Origin of the sequence: Ancylobacter amanitiformis (assembly GCF_030814815.1) — a bacterium.
Taxonomy (GTDB): Bacteria; Pseudomonadota; Alphaproteobacteria; order Rhizobiales; family Xanthobacteraceae; genus Ancylobacter; species Ancylobacter amanitiformis.
Genome location: NZ_JAUSVR010000001.1, coordinates 674,672 through 694,930, shown reverse-complemented (window position 1 = coordinate 694,930; position 20,259 = coordinate 674,672). Strand labels below are relative to the sequence as shown.

Genomic DNA, 20,259 nt, shown 5'->3' with positions numbered 1-20,259 from the left:
GGCGGCGAGCCTCTTAAAAAAGGGGATGTTCCCCGACGTATCGGGCGCACCAAAGGTGGCCTGAACTCAAAGCTCCACACCGTCTGCGACGGCGAAGGCCGGCCGATCATCATGGTGCTATCGGAGGGCCAGATGAGCGACCACAAGGGTGCACGCCTCGTCCTCGATGCATTGCCGCCCGCCAAACTCCTCATCGCCGACCGGGGTTACGACAGCACCTGGTTCCGCGAGGCACTGGCCGCCCAGGGCATCACACCCTGCATTCCCTCATCCCGCAGCCGCAAGGTCCCTTATCCCTATGACAAGGCGCTCTATCGTCACCGCCACAGGATCGAGAACCTGTTCGCAAAGCTCAAGGACTGGCGTCGTATCGCCACCCGCTATGATCGTTGCGCCCACACCTTCTTCTCAGCCATCTGCATCGCCGCTACCGTCATCTTCTGGCTCGGTAATCAATGAGTCCTGAGCCTAGATCCGATCGTCAGCACGAGCGATGTTCAGATTGAGATAAAGCCACGTTTAAAAGATTTGAACCACTAGGTTCAGGAAATATTAATTTGGTTTGAGATGTGATTCACGGTGGCCGGGAGGATGCCGTGATGGGTGATTTGTTTCTGCTGAGCGAGCGTCAGATGGCTCGGATAGCTCCGCATTTTCCGCTGTCGCATGGTGTGCCACGGGTCGACGACCGTCGCGTGGTGAGCGGTATCGTCTACGTCATCCGCAACGGCCTACAGTGGAAGGACGCGCCCAAGGCGTATGGTCCGCACAACACCCTCTACAACCGCTTCATCCGCTGGAGCCGGCTCGGTGTTTTCGACCGGATATTCGCCGGGCTTGTCGGCAACGGTCCCAAGCCCGGTCACATCATGATCGACGCCACCCATCTGAAGGCTCACCGTACGGCGGCGAGCCTGCTCAAAAGGGGCTGTTCCCCGTCGTATCGGGCGAACCAAGGGCGGGCTGAACTCCAAGCTCCACAAGTCTGCGATGATATCGGTCGCCCGATCATCATGCTGCTCTCGGAAGGGCAGATGAGAGACCACAAGGGCGCAAGCCTCATGCTCGCTGCCCTGCCGCCGGCCAAAGCCCTCGTCGCCGACCGAGGCTATGACAGCACCGCGTTCCGCCAGGCGCTCGCCGCCAAAGGCATCGAGCCCTGCATCCCGTCGAGCCGAAGCCGGAAAATCACCTATCCCTACGACAAAACGCTATATCGTCAGCGCCACAAGGTCGAGAATCTCTTCGCTAAGCTCAAAGATTGGCGACGCATCGCCACACGCTACGACCGATGCGCCCCACCTTCTTCTCGGCCATCTGTATCGCAGCTGCCGTGATCTTCCGGCTCTGATCAACGAGTCCTGAGCCTAGCGGTCGCCTTCCCGGCGCACGCCATCGCGGGTGCGCTCATTGGCGCCCTGAACGGTTTCGTCGTGCTGGCCGCCCTGCTGGCCATGCACCGCGCCGGTCTGGCTGTGCTGCGGATCGGCCGCGCGGCGCTGCGCCTCGACGTTCCCGCCCTTGCGATCGTGTTCGCCCTTGCGGTCCGTCCCGCGCGTGCGCTCATTGCCGGAATGAACCGTCTCGCCGTGGCGTTCGTCATGCTGCTTCTGGTTGTCGGTCATGTCGAAAGTCCTTCTCCGCTGGTTTCCCTGGCAGGACAACGGATCAGCCCCGGCTCCGTTCCGCGGTAAAATCCGCCGCACCGGCAGGGGCATCGGCAGGAGGCACCGGCAGCGGGCATCGGACGGGTCGCCGGCGCGCGGGGGGCCTAATAGAGGGTCTCGCGGTAGCGCGTGAGCATTTCCGCCTGTGTTTCGGCGGTGGCGAGATCGAGCTGGTCGCGCAGCATCTCGCCCATGCTCGGCAGGCGAGAGCGCGCGACATGGCTGGCGGGGTCCCAGGCGCGCGAGCGCATGAAGGCCTTGGCGCAGTGCAGATAGGCTTCCTGCACCGTGACCCTCAGCACCGTGACCGGCCGCTTTCCCTCCACCGCGAAGGGGGCGAGCAGGTCCGCGTCGTCGCGGATTTCCGCCGTGCCGTTGACGCGCAGCGTCTCATCAACGCCCGGCACGAGGAAGAGCAGGCCGATGGCCGGGTTGGCGATGAGGTTGGTGAGCGTATCCAGCCGATTGTTGCCCGGGCGGTCGGGGATAAGGAGGGTGCTGTCATCGGGGATCGCGACGAAGCCCGCCGCATCGCCGCGCGGAGTGACGTCGGCTCGCCCGTCCGGGCCGAAGCTGCCGATCATCACCAGCGGGGAGAGCGCGATCAGCGCGCGGCAATGCGCGTCGAGCCGCTCCAGCACCTTGCGGCGGCTACGCTCGCGGGGCTCGGCATAGAGGGCGCGGAGCTGGTCGAGACGGGTGATGTGGCTCATGGCGGCTCCTCAGTTTCTGACCACAAGCTGCACGCGGTCGGCGGCGAAACGCGCGCGAGAATACTGGATCGGCTGGCGCCGTGCATCGCCGTTGATGGCGTCGATCACCAGCACGGTGCGGCCGGCCGGCAGGCTCAGCAGCTGGCGCTCCTCTTCATCCGCCACGCGGGCCGTGACGCGGGTTTCGAGGCGCCGGTAGTCGCCGAGGCCGAGAGCTTCCAGCGCCCGCGTGACCGATCCGGTGGAGGCGACCAGCAGGTCGAGGTCGCGGCAGCGTGTTGCCTCGTACCAGTGCGAGCCGACGGTGATGGGCACGCCATCGGCATCGCGCACCATGTCGATGCGCAGCACGTCCTGGCCGAGGGGCAGGCGCAGCGCCTGCGCGACGGTGGCGCTGGCCGGCTCGATGAGCGAGCGCACCAGCCGCCCGCCGGGTGCGCGGCCCTCGCCGGAGACGATTTCGGAGAAGCGCGTGCGCGCGGCGATGGGATACCGGATGGGCAGCTGCTTGACGAAAGTGCCGCGCCCTGGCGTCGCCTCCACGATCCCCTGCTCAGTGAGCGTCGAGAGCGCGCGCCGCAGCGTGTGGCGGTTCACGCCGAAGCGCTCGGCCAGTTCCATCTCGGTGGGCAGGCGCATGCCGGGCGACAGCCGCCCCTCGGCGATGTCCAGCTCGATGCGCTCGACGATCTGCTTCCACAGCGCCACCCCGGTTCCCCGCGCCGGTGCCGCGTGTTCCGTCTCGTCCGCGCTCGTCGTCATCGGCGTGTCGTCGCTGCCGTCCATGTTTTCCGCCGTCGGAGTGAAAACTGCCCTTGCCTGTTTGTATAGATGATTATACAAACTCGCCGGAAAGTAAATGACCTTTCAGAGCGTCAAGGTCTGGATCCCCGACAATGTCCATCCCTGAACAATCAAGCCCCGACAACGCTTTGCAGAGAGATCGGCAGGGCCTGATGGCCACGTTGGCACGGGCCGAGGCGGGCGAGATCGACACGGTGCTGGCGCTCCTTGCGCCGCTCCCCTCCGCCGCGGACCTGCGTCCGCCCGAGGTCGGGCTGGTGATGCTGCGCGGCCGCACCGGTGGCGATGGCGCCCCGTTCAATCTCGGCGAGGCGACGGTGGCGCGGGCCGCGGTGCGGCTGGCCGACGGCGCGAGCGGCTTTGCCTATCGCCTCGGGCGGGATGCGCGGGCCGCCCGAGCCGCCGCGATCATCGATGCGCTGTGGCAGGACGACACCCGCCGGGCGGCGGTGGAGGCGGTGCTCAAACCGGTGCGGGCGCGGCTGGCGGGCGCGGCGGCGCAGGTGCGCGCCGAGACGGCCGCGACCAAGGTCGACTTCTTCACCCTCGTGCGCGGGGAGGACTGACATGTCCCATCCGGCTGCCGCCGCGCTGTCGGCGGGCTTCGACGATCCCGTATTCGATGCGCAGGCGAGCTTCCGGGCCGCCATGTGGGCGCTGGCGCGACCGGGCCGTGTCGAGCGGCTGGACGCGCGGCTGGCCCCGCCCGCGCCGCTATTGCCCGAGGCCGCCGCGCTGGCGCTGGCGCTGTGCGATTATGAGACGCCGATCTGGCTCGACGCGCCGCTGGCGGCGGCGCCGGCGGTGGGCGCCTTCCTGCGCTTCCACACCGGCGCGCCGATTGTCGAGGAGCCCGGCGCGGCGCGCTTCGCGCTGATCGCCGATCCGCGCGGGCTGAACGACTTCACCGCCTTCCCGCAGGGCTCGCCGGACTATCCGGATGCCTCGGTGACGCTGATCCTGCAGGTGGAATCGTTCGGGAAAAGCGATCTGGTGCTGGAAGGGCCGGGCATCAAGGGCACGGCCGGCTTCGGTGCCGCGCCACTGCCGGTGGATTTCGTCGCGCGCATGGCCGCCAACCGGGCGCTGTTTCCGCGCGGGGTGGACCTGCTGCTGGCCGGGGCCGGCGGTGTCGCCGGGCTGCCCCGCTCCGTGTTCGTGAAGGAGGGCTGAGCCATGTATGTCGCGGCAAAAGGCGGCGAGAAGGCCATCCGCAACGCGCATGCGCTGCTGGGCAAGCGCCGGCGGGGCGATGCCGGGCTTCCCTCGATCACGCTCGACCAGATCGCCCAGCAGCTGACGCTGGCGGTGGACCGGGTGATGGCCGAGGGCTCGCTCTACGATGTCGAGCTGGCGAGCCTGGCGGTGAAGCAGGCGCGCGGCGACCTGATCGAGGCGATCTTCCTGATCCGCGCCTTCCGCACCACGCTGCCGCGCTTCGGCAATTCCCGGCCGCTCGATACGGGCGACATGCTGGTGCGCCGGCGGGTCTCGGCGACCTACAAGGACCTGCCGGGCGGGCAGTTGCTGGGCCCGACCTTCGACTACACGCACCGCCTGCTCGACACCGCGCTGGGCGGGGAGGGCGGCGAATACCCGGTCGAGACCGGCAGCGACGCGCCGCTCGCCATGCCGCGCGTGACCGACCTTCTGGGGCAGGAGGGGCTGATCGAGGCGGCGCCTCAGGATGATGGGTCCGAGCCGTTCGACATTACCCGCGCGCCGGTGTCCTTCCCGGTGGACCGCGCAACGCGGCTGCAGACGCTGGCGCGGGGCGACGAGGGCTACCTGCTGGCGCTCGGCTATTCCACCCAGCGCGGCTATGCCCGCTCGCATCCTTTCGTCGGCGAGATCCGCTTCGGCGATGTCGAGGTGGTGCTCGACGTGCCGGAACTCGGCTTCGAGGTCTCGCTCGGCACGGTGCAGGTCACGGAATGCCAGATGGTCAACCAGTTCAAGGGCTCGGCCGAGGTGCCGCCGCAGTTCACGCGCGGCTATGGCCTCGTCTTCGGCCAGTGCGAGCGCAAGGCCATGTCGATGGCGCTGGTGGAGCGGGCGCTGCGCTGGCAGGAACTGGGCGAGGAGCCGGGCAGCCCGGCGCAGGACGAGGAGTTCGTGCTCTCGCATTGCGACAACGTGCAGGCGACCGGCTTTGTCGAGCACCTGAAGCTGCCGCATTACGTGGATTTCCAGGCGGAACTCGATCTCGTGCGCCGCATGCGGGCCGAGTCGCCCGCGCAGATGAAGGAGGCCGCGGAATGAGCGCGCAGGCCACATCCTCCATGCCCCGATCCTCCATGCCCGACATCACCTACAACTTCGCCTATCTCGACGAGCAGACGAAACGCATGATCCGCCGCGCCATTCTCAAGGCGATCGCGGTTCCCGGCTATCAGGTGCCGTTCGCGGCGCGCGAAATGCCGATGCCCTATGGCTGGGGCACTGGCGGCGTCCAGGTGACGGCGGCCGTGCTGGGGCCGAAGGACGTGCTGAAAGTCATCGACCAGGGCGCCGACGATACCACCAATGCGGTGGCCATTCGCGGCTTCTTCGAGAAGACGGCGCGCGTCGCCACCACCACCGCGACGGCGGACGCCACGGTGATCCAGACCCGCCACCGCATCCCCGAGACGGCGCTGAACGAGAACCAGATTCTCGTCTACCAGGTGCCGATCCCCGAGCCGCTGCGCTTTCTGGAGCCGCGCGAGACCGAGACGCGCCAGCTGCACGCGCTGGCCGAATATGGGCTCATGCATGTGAAGCTCTATGAGGACATCGCCCGCCACGGCCATATCGCCACCACCTATGCCTACCCCGTGGAAGTGGCGGGGCGCTATGTGATGGACCCCTCGCCGATCCCCAAATTCGACAACCCGAAAATGGACGATTGCCCGGCGCTGCAACTCTTCGGCGCCGGCCGCGAGAAGCGGATCTACGCCATCCCCCCGCACACCCGCGTGCATTCGCTCGACTTCGAGGACCATCCGTTCAAGGTGCAGCACTTCGCCAAGCCCTGCGCGCTGTGCGCCGCGACCGGGGTCTATCTCGACGAGGTGATCCTCGACGACAAGGGCGGGCGAATGTTCGTGTGCTCGGACACCGACTATTGCAACACGCGGCAGGCGCAGGGCCATGTGGGCGAGCTGGGCGTGCCGGCGGAGGACGCGGCATGATCGCGCCCGGGTCCCTCACCATCCGCCCCGCCATGCCGGCCGACCTGCCGGCGGTGCTCGCGCTCTATCGCGAACTGGACGCGCAGGACGCCACCGACCTGGGGGAGGCGCGGGCGATCTTCGACCGCATGGCGCGCTATCCCGATTACACGCTGCATGTGGCGGAGGTGGATGGGGCCGCGCTGGGCACGTTCACGCTGCTGGTGATGGAGAACATCGCCCATGCCGGGGCCCGTTCGGCCATCATCGAGGCGGTGGCCGTGGCGGGAGCGGCGCAGGGGCGGGGCATTGGCCGCGCCATGATGCGGGCGGCGCTCGATCTGGCGCGGGAGAAGGGCTGCTACAAGGCGAGCCTGTCGACCCGGATGTCGCGCGAGCGGGCCCACGCCTTCTATGAAAGCCTCGGCTTCGAGCGGCACGGCTTCAGCTACATCATACATCTGGAGGAGGCCCCGGCATCCGGGGAGGCGGCATGAGCGAACATCCCCTGCTGATCGCCGAGGGCCTGGGCAAGAATTACGGCGCGCGCCTCGGCTGCCGCGATGTGTCGCTGGAGGTCTATCCCGGCGAGGTGCTGGCTGTGGTGGGCGAGAGTGGCTCGGGCAAGTCGACCCTGCTCGGCCTGCTCTCCACCGAACTCACCCCCACGGCCGGACGCGTCTCCTATCGCCTGCGCGACGGCCGGCTGGCGGACCTTTCCACCCTCTCGGCGGCGGAGCGGCGGCTTTTGATGCGCACCGACTGGGGCCTCATCCGGCAGAACCCGGCGGATGGATTGCGTATGGCCGTCTCGGCCGGCGGCAATGTCGGCGAGCGGCTGATGGCGGTGGGCTGGCGCCATTACGGGCAGATCCGCGCCGAGGCTCTCGACTGGTTGGCCAAGGTGGAGATTGCCGGTGACCGCATCGACGACGACCCGCGCGCCTTTTCCGGCGGCATGCGCCAGCGTCTGCAGATCGCCCGCAACCTGGTGACGCGGCCGCGCCTCGTCTTCATGGATGAGCCGACCGGCGGGCTCGATGTCTCGGTGCAGGCGCGGCTGCTCGATCTCATTCGCGGGCTGGTCTCCGATCTGGGGCTGGCGGTCATCATCGTCACCCACGATCTCGCGGTGGCGCGGCTGCTGTCGCACCGCATGGTGGTGATGCGGCAGGGGCGAGTGATCGAGACCGGGCTCACCGACCAGGTGCTCGACGATCCGCGCGAGCCCTATACGCAACTGCTCGTTTCCTCGGTTCTGGCGGCGTGAGGCAGATGACGATGAGTGAACCCATCCTCTCCGTCGCCGGCGTCGCCAAGACCTTCGTCCTGCACCTGCGCGAGGGCGCGCGGCTGCCGGTGGTGTCGGGCGCCGGCTTTCAGCTGCTGGCCGGGGAATGCGTGGCGCTGGGCGGGCCCTCGGGCGCGGGGAAAAGCTCCGTGCTGAAGATGGTGTACGGCAATTACCGCGTCGACGCGGGCCATATCCGCGTGAGCGAGGGCGGGGAGGTGGTCGATGTCGCCACGGCCGACCCGCGCCGGCTGATCCGCCTGCGCGCGCACACCATGGGCTATGTCAGCCAGTTCCTGCGGGTGATCCCGCGTGTGGGCGCGCTCGACGTGGTGGCCGAGCCTCTGGTGGGCGACGGGGTCGCGCGCGCGGAAGCCACGGCGCGGGCGGGCGCGCTGCTGGCGCGGCTGAACCTGCCGGAGCGGCTGTGGCAATTGCCGCCCGCCACCTTCTCGGGCGGCGAGCAGCAGCGGGTGAACATCGCCCGCGGGCTGATCGCCCACCGCCCGCTGCTCCTCATGGACGAGCCGACCGCCTCGCTCGATGCCGCCAACCGGCAGGTGGTGGTCGACCTCATCGGGGAGAAGAAGCGCGCCGGTGTGGCCATTCTCGGCATTTTCCACGACGCCGAGGTGCGCGAGGCCGTGTGCGATCGGGTGATCGACGTGACGGCATTCGCACAGGCGGCGTAATTCTTCGGCATGAGGACGATATGAACGAGACGGTTTACGCCAATGCCCGGCTGGTGCTGCCCGATGAGGTGCGGCACGGCCATCTGGTGGTGCGCGATGGCGTCATCGTCGAGATCGGCGAGGGCAGCGCGCCGCCGACGGCACAGGACATGCAGGGCGATTATGTGCTGCCCGGCTTCGTCGAACTGCATACCGACCATGTCGAGGGCCATCTCTATCCCCGCCCGCGCGTGATGTGGAACGCCTTCGCGGCGGTGACGGCCTATGACGCGCAGATCGCGGCGGCCGGCATCACCACCGTGTTCGATTCGCTGCGCGTGTGGCCGGACAAGCGGGCCGTGGGCATGGACGGCGACGCCCCGCTGCTCGCCGCCACCCTGCGCGAGGCGAGCGAGGCCGGCCTGATGCGCGCGGAGCATTTCGTGCACCTGCGCTGCGAGGTGGCCGCCGAGGGCGTGGTGGAGGATGCGCAGGCGCTGATGGAAAGCGCCGATGTGCGGCTCATCTCGCTGATGGACCACACGCCGGGCCAGCGGCAATTCCTCACCGAGGAGCATTTCCGCGCCTATTACATGAAGAAGAGCGGCATCTCGGTGGCCGAGATGGACGTGATCGTCGAGAAGCGGCAGGAGGCGCACCGCCTCCATGCGCGGCCGAACCGGGCCCGGCTGGTGAAAATGGCGCGCGCGCGCGGCATCGTGCTGGCGAGCCATGACGATGCCACGCATGAGCACATCGTCGAGGCCATCGAGGACGGCATCGCCATCGCCGAATTTCCGACCACGGATGTGGCGGCGGACGGCTCGCACGCCGTCGGCATCCGCGTGCTGATGGGCGCGCCCAACATGGTGCGCGGCGGTTCGCATACCGGCAATGTCGCGGCGGAGACGCTGGCGCGGCGCGGGGTGCTCGACATCATGTCGTCGGACTATGTGCCGGGCAGCCTGCTGCTGGCCGCCTTCGACCTGCCGCGCCGGGTGGAGGCGATCACGCTGCCGCAGGCGGTGCGGATGGTGAGCGCCAACCCGGCCGATGCCGCCGGGCTGGCGGATCGCGGACGGCTGGCCACGGGGCTGCGGGCGGATTTCCAGCGGGTTTCCGATGCCGGCCCGGTGCCGGTGGCGCGGGCGGTGTGGCGAGCCGGGGAGCGCGTGGCGTGAGCGAGAGCGACGCGGGCGAGAGCATTGCGGGCGAGAGCGCGGCGCAAGGGGGCGCGGCGCAAAAGAACGCGGCGCAAAAGAGCGTGGCGCAAGAGACCTGCGTTCCCGGCGATCGCCGCCTCGGGCCGGGCGTGCTGGTTCTGGTGGTGGGTCCCTCGGGCGCGGGCAAGGACACGCTGATCGCCCATGCGCGCGAGCGCCTCGCGGCACGGGCGAACATACGCTTCGCGCGCCGGCGCATCACCCGCGCCGCCGATGCCACGGAGAACCACATCGCGCTGGACGAGGATGCCTTCGCGGCGGGCGTGGCGGACGGGCGTTTCCCGCTCCACTGGCGCGCGAACGGCCTGTGCTACGCGCTGGGCGAGGAGGTGGCGCAGGATATCGCGGCCGGCCACATCGTGGTCGCCAACGGCTCGCGCGCGGCGGTGCCCGAGGCGCGCGGGCGCTTCCTTCATGTGAGGCTGGTGCATGTCACCGCGCCGCCCGAGGTGCTGGCGGCGCGCATCACGGCCCGCGGGCGTGAAGGCGAGGCCGCGCTCGCCCAGCGCCTTGCGCGCGAGCCGGTGCTCGACGGCGAGCCCGACCTGCGGATCCTCAATGTCGGCGCCCCGTTCGAGGCGGGCGAGAGGCTGGCGGCCTTCCTGCGGGGGCTGTAGCAGGCCCGACGGCGAAAATGGCCGGGTATTGCCCGGCCGGGAGAAGATATGAAAATGGCCGGGTATTGCCCGGCCGGGAGAAGATATGAAAATGGCCGGGTGTTACCCGGCGGAGGAAAGACACGAAAATGGCCGGGTGTTACCCGGCCATGAGATCGTGCAGGTATCGTTCAAGCAAAATACGTCTTCGTGCCGGCTTTACTGCCGGTATTGCTGGATGCGCGTGGTGCGCAGGCCGGCCAGGCCATGGCGGTCGATCGAGGCCTGCCAGGACAGGAATTCCTCGGTCGTCAAGGTGTAGCGCTTGCAGGCCTCCTCCAGGCTGAGGAGCCCCCCGCGGACGGCGGCGACCACTTCCGCCTTGCGGCGGATGACCCACCGCCGGGTGTTGGGCGGGGGAAGGTCGGCAATGGTTAACGGACTTCCGTCCGGCCCGATTACATATTTCACCCTCGGGCGATAGGGTTCTGTCATGCCACGCTCACTCAATACACACGACCAATGCCTGCAGCATAAAGGACGAGCTTTAAATATTTCCCTAAGCGAATCACGTATCAGTGAGTGTCAAGACTCGCTCGCATTGTTAATATTGCCGAAGGACTTTATTTACGTTTCGTGACGCAACGGCAGCATTTCCCGTGGTGCGCCGCCACCACATGATTGCCCGGCCGTCCTGCGTGCGCCGCGCGGCGCGGAAGGGGACGATCCGGCGGGCGTCAGGGAGGCCCGGCATCGCCACCCCGAGGGCGGGGCGGAACGACGCGCGCCGTCGCACGGATTAGGCGCATGCCGAGGGTTCATAGATCCGCCGTCCTGTCCTATATAGGGGAGCTATGTTCGGCTTCCCCCCGCGCGCCGTCGCATTCTCCAATCCCGCTTGGCCATGATCCGTCTCGACGACACTTCCCGCTCCCCGAGCCAGACCCGCGTGGTGGTGGCGATGTCGGGCGGCGTGGACTCCTCCGTCGTCGCCGCGCTGTATGCGCAGGCGGGCTATGACGTGCTGGGCGTCACGCTGCAGCTCTATGACCATGGCGAGGCCATGCATCACCGCCCCGGCGCCTGCTGCGCGGGGCAGGATATTTATGACGCGCGCACGGTCGCCGAGAAGCTCGGCATCCCCCATTACGTGCTGGATTACGAGAGCCGCTTCCGCCACGCGGTGATCGAGCGTTTCGCCGACGCCTATGCCGCCGGGGAAACGCCGATCCCCTGCGTCGACTGCAATCGCACGGTGAAATTCCGCGACCTGCTGGAAACCGCGCGCGATCTCGGCGCCGACATTCTCGCCACCGGCCATTACGTGACCAGCCGCCCGCTGGCCGACGGGCGGCGCGCGCTGTTTCGTCCGCTCGACGAGAACCGCGACCAGAGCTATTTCCTCTACGCGACGACGCAGCAGCAGATCGACATGCTCCGCTTCCCGCTCGGCGAGACTACCAAGCCCGAGGTGCGCGCGCTGGCGGAGGGCTTCGGCCTCAAGGTGGCCGACAAGCCGGACAGTCAGGATATCTGCTTCGTGCCGAACGGCCACTACACAGCCATCGTCGAGAAACTGCGGCCCGAGGCGGCGGAGCCCGGCGAGATCGTGCATCTGGACGGGCGCGTGCTCGGCCGGCATGCCGGCGTGATGCGCTACACGATCGGCCAGCGCAAGGGGCTCGGCATCGCCTCGTCCGAGCCGCTCTACGTGGTGGGCATCGATGCGGGCAAGCGGCGCGTGCTGGTGGGCCCGCGCTCGGCGCTCGGCGTCACGGTCATTCGTGTCGACGAGGTCAACTGGATCGGCGACGAGCCATTGGAGACGGCCGCCGCTGCCGGCCGCGACCTTCACGTGAAGGTGCGCTCGGCCCGTGCGCCCGCGCCCGGCCGCCTCGCGCTGGCGGCGGATGGGGCGCTGGAGGTGCATCTGAGCGCGGCCGAAGAGGGCGTGGCGCCGGGCCAGGCCTGCGTTTTCTACGAAGACGCCGGCGCGGGCGCGCGCCTGCTCGGCGGCGGCGTCATCCGCCGTTCACGGGCACCCGTTACGGCGCTGACACGCGACGCGGAGATGATGGCGCGATCGGCGTGAGTCGAACGGGCCGGACGGGCCGGGCGATCGGCCCGGGCAGCAGCAGGGGTAAACGTCATGACGACCGATCTGGACCGTGCCACCGTCGAGGAAGCCTACGCCCGCTGGGCGCCGGTCTATGATGTGGTGTTCGGCGCGGTTTTCGAGGCCGGTCGCAAGGCGGCGACGAAGGCGGCGGAAAAGATCGGCGGCCGCATTCTCGAATTCGGCGTGGGCACCGGCATCGCCCTGCCCAATTACAAGCGCAGCAACCGCTTCGTCGGCGTCGATATTTCCGAGCCCATGCTGCAAAAGGCGCGCGAGCGGGTGAAGAAGGAGGGGCTGCCCCATGTCGAGGGCCTCGTCCTGATGGACGGCGCGCATATGGGCTTTGCCGACAATTCGTTCGACGTGGTCATGGCCCAGTTCGTCATCACCGTGGTGCCGCAGCCCGAGGAGACGCTGGACGAGATGGCCCGCGTGCTCAAGCCCGGCGGCGAGATCATTCTGGTCAACCATCTCGGCGCCGAGGACGGCCCGCGCGCGGCGTTCGAGAAATGGTTCGCCCGCAAGGCGCGCAAGCTCGGCTGGCGTCCGGAATTCCAGTTCGCGCGCCTGCGCAACTGGGCGGTGCAGAACGGCACCGTGGATCTGCCGATCAAGCGCGACGTGGCGCTCGGCATGTACACGCTGGTGCGCTTCCGCAAGCGCACGCAGGCGGAGATTGCCGCGGCGAGCGAGAGCGTGGCGCTGGCGGGGTGAGGGCTTAAAGGGCTAGGATAGCGCTTTGGCGATAGCCGAGTGAATACGAATCTCACCAGATTGGGTCGGGTTAGTATTCCCTCGGTGATATTGTTGGTATATCTGCTTTCCGTTGGCGTCTGTATATGTGTAGTAAAAAATTCCTATCATGTAAAGTATTCCACAAAAATCATCGATCGAGTACCTCACTCCGGCCTCTTTGGAGCTTTCGTATGCAGTTTTCATAACTTTCTGAAAGGATGATTTGTCGATCCGAATGCTTCCATCAAATTGTCCTGGCGCAATTTCTTTTAATCCAGCTTCTAACAACGGGATGGCATCAATGGGAATGAATGCCGCCAAGGCTGATTTAGCCTCTTGCCACGCCTGTGTGCAGTATCTCCTTAGTATTATTTTGTATTTTTGAGGATTTATGGATATCGTATTTCCATCAATAGATTGAGCTATTTTGAAAAATCGAACAATATCTCGTGGCTTTGACCAAGTATACTCGAGAAAATCAACTGGATCAATTTCTTTCAAATACGTTTGCAATAATTCATTTCGATTGAATTTTTTCCCAAGTGCTTCTTTGAATCTTAAAGTTATAAATTCAAATATTGGATGTCTTTCGGTGGCTGGATGGTTTTCCCATGTTATTGTTTCGCCATACGATTCCACTACGTGCACAATGTCGGCCTGCGCGATCTCCGGTTGCTCCAAAAATTCTCTCCGCAATGAAATCAATATAACAATATCAATTCGTTCTTCAGCAAATCTTTCATTGAGGGCCTGTGCGGCGAGAACAGTATCTCGTACCAACGCGGCATCTGATTTAAGTGAGTCTTTGTCTCTAAATGCGAAATGCATTTCGTCGAAGAAAATCCGAACTTTGGCGCTCGTTTCTTTCGCAATACGAACAGCTGAATTTAAAAAGTCGTCGTTTGCTTTTTTTACAAGCTGACCTGGATCTATTTTTACGGGTATATTTTTTAATTTATTGAAATCTATTTCGGCAGATTCAATAATGTTAACAATTGAATCAAATGCAAGCCGAATAGCTTCCTTTCCGCTCTTGCCGATAAATTTATCAATGAATTTTTCTTGTCCTTCACTTTCATTAGATTTTCGATCTATTTTTAATTTTGATATTATTATAGATGTCATTATCCTCTTTATTGAATGGTAATAAAATTTATTATTCTTTAGTTCTTCTTCGGATATAATTGATCCCGTTATGCTTTTATTGTCGAATTTTAGTAATTCAGCTTCTCTCATTATTTCATTCTTGAATACGATGAACTCGGTAAGGTATCCTTTTTCCTTTGAAACGCTCTCCATGTGACGCAAAATGGCTGTTTTTCCTGTGCCCTTTTGTCCCGTCAAGATGAACTTCTGTCCCGAGCTAAAGGCATCATAGTTGCTAACCTCAGGCTCGCTCCAAGCCCTAATATAAAGGGGTGCGCGATTGGCCCGGAGCGAACTAAAATATTCAGCATTCGCATCGGGTTCGCCGAAGTCGATCTCTCTGAGAAGCTTCATTAAATCCTCCCTTAATCGGGAGGATTATAAGTGTGTCATATCAGTTGGAAAGAGCCATAATTCTTGAGGCAGCCCGTTCTTTTTTTGATTAGCTCACCCCAGCCACCCCATATCCGGCCCCACCGGCACGATCCCGGTCGGGTTGATCGTGGTGTGGCTCTCGTAATAGTGCCGCTTGATGTGGGTGAGGTTCACCGTCCCGGCTACGCCCGGCAGCGCGTACAGGGCCTGCACGAAGCGTTTCAGGTTGGGGTAGTCGACGATGCGGCGGATATTGCACTTGAAGTGCCCGACATAGACCGGATCGAAGCGGACCAGCGTGGTGAACAGGCGCACATCCGCTTCCGTGAGGGTCTCGCCCATCAGCCAGGAACGACCTTGCAGCCGCGCTTCCAGCTCGTCCAGCTGGGTGAACAGCGCCGTGACGGCTTCCTCATAGGCGTCCTGCGCGGTGGCGAAGCCCGCCTTGTACACGCCGTTATTCACCGTGTCATAGATGCGGGCATTGAGCGCGTCGATCTCGCCGGCCAGCGCGGCGGGGTAATAATCGTGTCGGTCGTCGGTGAGGGCACCGAAAGCCGAGTTGAGCATGCGGATGATCTCGGCGGATTCGTTGTTCACGATGGTGCCGCGTTTGCGATCCCACAGCACGGGCACGGTGACGCGGCCGGAATAGGCGGGGTCGGCGGCGAGATAGACCTCGTAGAGCCGCTGCGCGCCGAGCACGGAATCACTCGTGGCGCCCGGCGTGCGGCGGGCGGCGTGGTCGGCGAATACCCAGCCTTCCGCGCCCATGAACGGATCGACCACCGAGACGGAGATGACGTCTTCCAGCTGCTTCAGCGCGCGGAAGATCAGCGTGCGATGAGCCCAGGGGCAGGCGAGCGAGACATAGAGATGATAGCGCCCCGCCTCGGCGGAAAAGCCGCCCTCGCCGGAAGGACCTGCCGCGCCGTCCGGCGTCACCCAGTTGCGAAACTGCGTGACGGTGCGCACGAAGCGCCCGCCGGTGCTCGTGGTGTCGTACCATTTGTCGACCCATTGGCCGTCGACCAGCAATCCCATGCGATCCTCCCGTTTGAGATCAAGCTAGAGCGAAACGGGCCGCAGGGCACCCCGCCGCGTCGTGCGGAAAGGCAAAGAGGCGATTGTGCCGCTGCGGTTCAGATCTGCTTGAAATAGACCAGCGTTCCGGTGAGGCCGCCCTGTGGCTTCAGCGCGAAGTCGGGAATTTCCCCGGCGCGGCGGAAGCCGTGCTTCTCGTACAGGCCGGCCGCGCCGCCCTCGCTCGCGGTGTCCAGCACCAGCAGCGTGCGCCCGCGCAGGCGGGCCAGACGCTCGGCCTCCACCAGCAGCGCCGAGGCGATGCCGCGGCCGCGAAAGGCGGGGAGGGTCATCATCTTGGCGATTTCCGCCCGGTGCGGCTGGTTCTCCGGCAAGGCGAGGTGCAGCGTCACCGTGCCGGCCAGTTCGCCCGCGACAAAGGCGCCGAGGATGATGCGCTCGCCCCGTGCCGCGCCCTCAAGCCCGGCCCGGCAGAAGGCGGCGGCGGTCTCAAGGCTCAATGGATGCATGAAGCCGACCGAGCCGCCACCCGCGACGGTTGCCACGAGCATCGAGGCGAGGGCGCCGATCATCATCGGATCGGGCGCGAGGGGGCGGATGATCGGTGCGGTCATGCGGGCTCGCGGGGGTGATTACAGACGGGTGAGGGCGACGAGGTAGCGGCAGGGCGATGCCGCCTCGTTGGCGAAGATCACGTCGGCGGGGGCGCCGAAGCCGAGGCAGTCGCCGGCCTTCATCTCATGGCGCCGGCTGCCTTCGGTCAGCACCAGCTCGCCCTGGCGCACCTGCAGGATCTGCCGCAGCCGCGCATAGGAGGCGGCCGGCAGTTCGACCCGCGCGCCGGGCGGCAGTTCCACCTCCACCAGTTCCACCGGATGGTCGGCCCGCGCGAAGATCTGCCGGCGGGTATAGCCGCTCGCCGGGTCGCGCCACAGCGGCTGGTCGGCAGCGCGAACGAGGCGCTCGCCGCCCTCGGCGCGCAGCAGCAGGCCGGCGAGGGAGAGATCGAACGCGCTGGCGAGGCGCACCAGCGTCGCCGCGCTCGGGCTGGTTTCCATGCGCTCGATCTTGCTGATGGCGGCCTTCGACACCTGCGCCCGCGCGGCGAGATTGGCGAGCGACCAGCCGCGCGCCTCCCGCTCGAGCCGGATGCGACGGGCGAGACGCGAGCTTGTATCGTCTGGAATAGTAGACATACGTAACTTATACGATATCAGGCGGATGACTGGCAAGGCGCTGTTCCAAACGGCCTCGACCTGCCGGCGCGCCTGTGCTATCCGAGGCGCCCTTTCAGGGGTGCAGTGATGTATCGGATGCCGGCCCAGCGACGACGAGACGAGCGTGCCCGCGGCGCGATGGCGCCTGCGTGCCTTTTCGTCTCCGTCCGCCTGCGGCCGTGACTCCCGGCCGCTCGGCGCGGCGGCTTGCAGATGCCTTGAGCGCCGAGACTCCCATGACCGAGCTGTCGATCACCCTTCTCACCGAACGCCCCGCCGACGATGCCGCCATCGAGCGGCTGGTGGCGCGCACGTTCGGGCCCGGCCGTTACGCCCGCACCGCGTATCGGCTGCGCGAGGGCAATCCGCACCGGCGCGACCTGTCCTTCACCGCCTATATCGGCACTATGCTGGTGGGCTCGGTGCGGTTGACGCCGATCCTCATCGGCGAGGCGCCCGCGCTGCTGCTCGGCCCGCTCACGGTGGAGCCGCCCTTCCGCTCGCACGGCATCGGCCGGCGGCTGGTGGAGCGCGCGCTCGGCGCCGCCAGGGCGGATGGGGCCAACCTGCTGCTGCTGGTGGGCGACGAGCCCTATTACGGGCGGATGGGCTTCAAGCGCGTGCCGCACGGCCAGGTGACGCTGCCGGGCCCGGTCGACCCCGCGCGCGTGCTGGTCTGCATGCTGGACGACACGGCGGTCGAGGCGGTGCGCGGCCCGGTGCGCAAGGGCTTCGCGGAAGTGGCGTGAGGGGCCGCCCGTCTCACTGACGCTGGAGCGTGTAGGTCAGCCGCACCATGCCCTTGTCCAGCCGGAGGCTCGCCTCCAGCGTGAGGGCGCGGGGCGGCGCCGGCGTCCTAGCGAAGTGTGTTTTGGGGAAGAGCGTTTTGGGGAAGAGCGGTACGCCCTCGCCCAGCAGCACGGGGATGACGAACAGGTCCAGCCGGTCGAGCGCGCCGGCCTCGATGAACGCCGCCTGCAGCCCGCCACCGCCGACCAGCCAGATGTCGCCGCCCGCATTCTCCCCCTCCTGGGCGCGCAGATGGGCGATGAGCGCCGGCACGCCTTTGTGCCATGTGTCGACGCCGGCGGGGGCGCTTGCCAGCGGCGTCGAGGTGACGACGATGCCGCGCTTGCCGGCATAGGGCCAGCCGCTCTCGAAGCCGGCCACCACATCGAAAGTGCCGCGGCCCATCACCACCGTGCCGATCTCGGCGAGGAAGCCGGCATAGCCGTAATCGACCTCGTCGAAGGGCGCGAGCCAGCCGATGCCGCCATCGCGGTCGGCGATGTAGCCGTCAAGGCTGGCGGCGATGAAGCCGCGGATGATGGTCATGCCGCTCTCCCGTTCGAATCGCGGGAGAGCATGCCCCAGCGGCAAGACCGCGTCAGCGCCCCTCGCGTGCCCAGGCCGCCGCCACGCCGGCGAGCAGGATGAGCAGGCCGGAGAAACCGGCGAAGATCGGGAACAGGCCGAGCCCGCGCACGACGGAAACGTCGCGCATGGCAAATCCCATCCAGTCCTCGCCGGCGAAACGCTCGCCCGAACGCACCGGAATGACGCGGGGCACGCCGTCCGGCAGCGCCGACATGCGCCAGATGCCCCCGCCCGAGGCCTCGATGATGGGGCGCAGCGTGTCGGTGGTGGAGGTCACTTCGGCGAATTCGCGCGGGTTGAGCGGGCCGACATTGACCAGCGCGGTGAGCTTGCCATCACTCGCCCGCCACAGGCCGAGCGTGTCGGCCGGGAAGGTGGCGCGGAACAGGCCGGGCTCGGCGACGGTCAGGTTCAGCGTGCGGGTGGTGCCGGTGGGCGTGGTGATCGTCACCGGCGGCGCGGCATCGCCCATGGTCTGCCGCTCGACGACGATATCGCCGCCATGGGCCACCATTTTGAGGCGCTCCTCCTCCAGGTCCGGCTCCTTCATCAGCCAGTGCGAGAGCCGGCGCAGCAGGTCGATATAGGGGCCGCCGCCATCGAATCCGCGCGCCCATAGCCAGAAATGATCGGACAGCAGCAGCGCGACGCGGCCCTCGCCCACATGGTCGAGCAGCACCACCGGCTTGCCGTTCGGCCCGTCCATCACGCTGGTGCCGCGCGCGCCCTGCGTGTCGATGACGCGGAAGAACGGCGCCCAGCGCGGCGGGCTGGTCTCGGAGCCGGGCAGGTTGCGGGTCACGGGATGGCGCCGGCCCGCCTCGGTGAGCGCGGCGCGGAACGGGCTCTCCGTCATCTGCCCGGTGGGCGCGGCGGGAAGGATGGCCTCCAGCGGCGTGTTGTAGACCGAGCCGTCGGAGATGAAATCGGTGCCGGCGGCGACCAGCAGCGCGCCGCCTTCCTCGACATAGCGCACGATGTTGTCGAAATAGATCATCGGCAGCACGCCCTGCTGGGCGTAGCGGTCGAAGATGATCAGGTCGAAATCCTTGATCTTCTGCTGAAACAGCTCGCGCGTCGGGAAGGCGATCAGCGAGAGTTCGTTGATCGGCGTGCCGTCCTGCTTCTCCGGCGGGCGCAGGATGGTGAAGTGGACGAGGTCCACATTGGCGTCGGACTTCAGCAGGTTGCGCCAGGTGCGCTCGCCCACATGCGGCTCGCCGGACACCAGCAGCACGCGCAGCTTGTCGCGCACGCCGTCGATCGACACCGCCGCGCGGTTGTTCACCGGGGTCAGTTCGCCCTCAAGGCCGGCGGCTTCGATCTCGACGATGTTGGCGCCCGCATGAGTGATCTCGACATCGACATTGGCCGGCTGGCCGGCGGTGACGATGGGGCGCCCGACCACCTCGCCGTCGCGCCGCACGGTGATGGAGACGCGGGCGCCGGCCGGGGCGCCTTCGTCTTCCACGCGGTAGCCGATGGTCTGCGTCTGCCCGACAATGCCGAAGCGCGGGGTCGAGGTGAGCGCGACGCGGCGGTCCCGCTCATTGGGCTGGCCGGAGACGATGGCGTGCACCGGGGCGTGGAAGCCCAGCGCGGCGACCGTGGCGGGGATGTCATGCACCCGCCCGTCGGTGAGGAAGATGGCACCGGCCACCCGCTCGGGCGGCACGTCGGCAAGTCCGGCGGAAAGCGCGGTGAACAGGCGCGTGCCGTCCACCTCGCCGGCGCCCCCGCCGGCATCGATGAAGCGGATCTCGGCGCCCTGTTCCTTCAGCCGCGCGAGGCGCGTTTCCAGCTCGGCGCGGGCGGCCTGCGTCATCTGCGTGCGGTCGCCGAAATCCTGACTGGCGCTCTTGTCCACCACCACGGCGACGACGGTAGAGAGCGGTTCGCGCTCCTCGCGGGTGAGCGAAGGGTTGGCGAGGGCGAGCAGCGCGAGAACGAGGGCGAGCGCCCGCAGCACGGCACCGCGCGTGCGCGAGGCGATGACCAGCAGCGCGACCAGCGCCGCGACCACGGCGAGGCCGATCAGCCAGGGCAGGGGAACCAGCGGATCGAAGGCGAGGCCGAAATTCATGCGCCGGCTCCTTCAGTCAAGAGGCGGGCCGGGACGTCATATCTCT

Annotated in this window: 24 protein-coding genes; 14 read left to right on the top strand and 10 right to left on the bottom strand. The window is 66.4% G+C overall.

Translation table 11 applies throughout. From position 1 onward, the window contains the following. Positions 1-459 (top strand): IS5 family transposase (locus QOZ99_RS03080; protein ID WP_306888417.1); only part of this gene is annotated, 459 nt, incomplete at its 5' end. Between the two features lie 140 nt (positions 460-599). Next, positions 600-1,337: an IS5 family transposase gene (locus tag QOZ99_RS03075; RefSeq protein ID WP_306888416.1), complete on the top strand. Its 738-nt coding sequence runs from the start codon at positions 600-602 to the stop codon at positions 1,335-1,337. 30 nt (positions 1,338-1,367) lie between these two features. On the opposite strand, the gene QOZ99_RS03070 is transcribed toward QOZ99_RS03075, so the two are convergent. The 3 genes from QOZ99_RS03070 to phnF form a co-directional block, all read right to left on the bottom strand. Next, positions 1,368-1,625 (bottom strand): hypothetical protein, encoded by a 258-nt coding sequence (locus tag QOZ99_RS03070; protein WP_306888415.1) that lies wholly within the window; start codon positions 1,623-1,625, stop codon positions 1,368-1,370. Positions 1,626-1,771: 146 nt separating this feature from the next. Then, positions 1,772-2,380: a pyridoxamine 5'-phosphate oxidase family protein gene (locus QOZ99_RS03065; protein ID WP_306888414.1), complete on the bottom strand. Its 609-nt coding sequence runs from the start codon at positions 2,378-2,380 to the stop codon at positions 1,772-1,774. A 9-nt stretch (positions 2,381-2,389) separates the two neighbouring features. Next, positions 2,390-3,166: a phosphonate metabolism transcriptional regulator PhnF gene (phnF, locus tag QOZ99_RS03060; protein ID WP_306888413.1), complete on the bottom strand. Its 777-nt coding sequence runs from the start codon at positions 3,164-3,166 to the stop codon at positions 2,390-2,392. Between the two features lie 110 nt (positions 3,167-3,276). On the opposite strand from phnF, the gene phnG reads away from it, so the two are divergent. From phnG to phnN, 9 genes are all read left to right on the top strand, one after another. Then, entirely contained in the window at positions 3,277-3,750 is a 474-nt protein-coding gene (gene phnG, locus QOZ99_RS03055) for a phosphonate C-P lyase system protein PhnG (RefSeq protein WP_306888412.1), read from the top strand. Position 3,751: 1 nt separating this feature from the next. Then, complete coding sequence (phnH, locus tag QOZ99_RS03050; RefSeq protein WP_306888411.1) at positions 3,752-4,357, top strand: phosphonate C-P lyase system protein PhnH; 606 nt, start codon at positions 3,752-3,754, stop codon at positions 4,355-4,357. Positions 4,358-4,360: 3 nt separating this feature from the next. After that, complete coding sequence (locus QOZ99_RS03045) at positions 4,361-5,446, top strand: carbon-phosphorus lyase complex subunit (protein ID WP_306888410.1); 1,086 nt, start codon at positions 4,361-4,363, stop codon at positions 5,444-5,446. Beyond that, positions 5,443-6,357, top strand: a complete 915-nt coding sequence (locus QOZ99_RS03040; protein ID WP_306888409.1) for an alpha-D-ribose 1-methylphosphonate 5-phosphate C-P-lyase PhnJ — start codon at positions 5,443-5,445, stop codon at positions 6,355-6,357. Before QOZ99_RS03045 ends, QOZ99_RS03040 begins: the two co-directional genes overlap by 4 nt. After that, positions 6,354-6,833: a GNAT family N-acetyltransferase gene (locus QOZ99_RS03035; protein WP_306888408.1), complete on the top strand. Its 480-nt coding sequence runs from the start codon at positions 6,354-6,356 to the stop codon at positions 6,831-6,833. Before QOZ99_RS03040 ends, QOZ99_RS03035 begins: the two co-directional genes overlap by 4 nt. Further along, positions 6,830-7,606 carry a phosphonate C-P lyase system protein PhnK gene (phnK, locus tag QOZ99_RS03030; protein WP_306888407.1) on the top strand — a complete coding sequence of 259 codons (777 nt, stop codon included), beginning with the start codon at positions 6,830-6,832 and terminating at the stop codon, positions 7,604-7,606. The genes QOZ99_RS03035 and phnK overlap by 4 nt, the downstream gene beginning before the upstream one ends. 11 nt (positions 7,607-7,617) lie before the next feature. Then, on the top strand, positions 7,618-8,319 hold the full coding sequence (phnL, locus tag QOZ99_RS03025) for a phosphonate C-P lyase system protein PhnL (protein ID WP_306888406.1): 702 nt from the start codon (positions 7,618-7,620) through the stop codon (positions 8,317-8,319). Between the two features lie 20 nt (positions 8,320-8,339). Next, positions 8,340-9,479 (top strand): alpha-D-ribose 1-methylphosphonate 5-triphosphate diphosphatase, encoded by a 1,140-nt coding sequence (locus QOZ99_RS03020; RefSeq protein WP_306888404.1) that lies wholly within the window; start codon positions 8,340-8,342, stop codon positions 9,477-9,479. Positions 9,480-9,562: 83 nt separating this feature from the next. Further along, a complete protein-coding gene (phnN, locus tag QOZ99_RS03015) occupies positions 9,563-10,138 on the top strand; it encodes a phosphonate metabolism protein/1,5-bisphosphokinase (PRPP-forming) PhnN (protein WP_306888443.1) in 576 nt (191 codons plus the stop codon). 198 nt (positions 10,139-10,336) lie between these two features. Here the strand turns inward: phnN and sciP are convergent, their stop codons facing one another. Continuing rightward, positions 10,337-10,612: a CtrA inhibitor SciP gene (gene sciP / locus QOZ99_RS03010; RefSeq protein ID WP_144342224.1), complete on the bottom strand. Its 276-nt coding sequence runs from the start codon at positions 10,610-10,612 to the stop codon at positions 10,337-10,339. Positions 10,613-11,021: 409 nt separating this feature from the next. On the opposite strand from sciP, the gene mnmA reads away from it, so the two are divergent. Next, entirely contained in the window at positions 11,022-12,209 is a 1,188-nt protein-coding gene (gene mnmA, locus QOZ99_RS03005; protein WP_306888403.1) for a tRNA 2-thiouridine(34) synthase MnmA, read from the top strand. 57 nt (positions 12,210-12,266) lie between these two features. Continuing rightward, a complete protein-coding gene (locus tag QOZ99_RS03000) occupies positions 12,267-12,950 on the top strand; it encodes a class I SAM-dependent methyltransferase (protein ID WP_306888402.1) in 684 nt (227 codons plus the stop codon). Positions 12,951-12,962: 12 nt separating this feature from the next. Here QOZ99_RS03000 and QOZ99_RS02995 read toward each other — a convergent pair whose 3' ends face one another. From QOZ99_RS02995 to QOZ99_RS02980, 4 genes are all read right to left on the bottom strand, one after another. Continuing rightward, positions 12,963-14,471, bottom strand: a complete 1,509-nt coding sequence (locus QOZ99_RS02995; protein ID WP_306888401.1) for a P-loop ATPase, Sll1717 family — start codon at positions 14,469-14,471, stop codon at positions 12,963-12,965. 93 nt (positions 14,472-14,564) lie between these two features. Further along, on the bottom strand, positions 14,565-15,536 hold the full coding sequence (locus QOZ99_RS02990; protein ID WP_306888400.1) for a glutathione S-transferase family protein: 972 nt from the start codon (positions 15,534-15,536) through the stop codon (positions 14,565-14,567). Between the two features lie 98 nt (positions 15,537-15,634). Further along, complete coding sequence (locus QOZ99_RS02985) at positions 15,635-16,150, bottom strand: GNAT family N-acetyltransferase (RefSeq protein ID WP_306888398.1); 516 nt, start codon at positions 16,148-16,150, stop codon at positions 15,635-15,637. Positions 16,151-16,168: 18 nt separating this feature from the next. Beyond that, positions 16,169-16,732 carry a helix-turn-helix domain-containing protein gene (locus QOZ99_RS02980; protein WP_306888397.1) on the bottom strand — a complete coding sequence of 188 codons (564 nt, stop codon included), beginning with the start codon at positions 16,730-16,732 and terminating at the stop codon, positions 16,169-16,171. Positions 16,733-16,989: 257 nt separating this feature from the next. Between QOZ99_RS02980 and QOZ99_RS02975 the strand changes: the two genes are divergently transcribed. Beyond that, the gene (locus QOZ99_RS02975; protein WP_306888396.1) at positions 16,990-17,502 is read left to right on the top strand and encodes a GNAT family N-acetyltransferase; all 513 of its coding nucleotides are present in this window, start codon (positions 16,990-16,992) and stop codon (positions 17,500-17,502) included. 13 nt (positions 17,503-17,515) lie between these two features. On the opposite strand, the gene QOZ99_RS02970 is transcribed toward QOZ99_RS02975, so the two are convergent. Continuing rightward, on the bottom strand, positions 17,516-18,088 hold the full coding sequence (locus tag QOZ99_RS02970) for a dihydrofolate reductase family protein (protein WP_306888395.1): 573 nt from the start codon (positions 18,086-18,088) through the stop codon (positions 17,516-17,518). Positions 18,089-18,140: 52 nt separating this feature from the next. After that, positions 18,141-20,213, bottom strand: a complete 2,073-nt coding sequence (locus QOZ99_RS02965) for a hypothetical protein (protein WP_306888394.1) — start codon at positions 20,211-20,213, stop codon at positions 18,141-18,143. Positions 20,214-20,259: the final 46 nt, after the last annotated feature.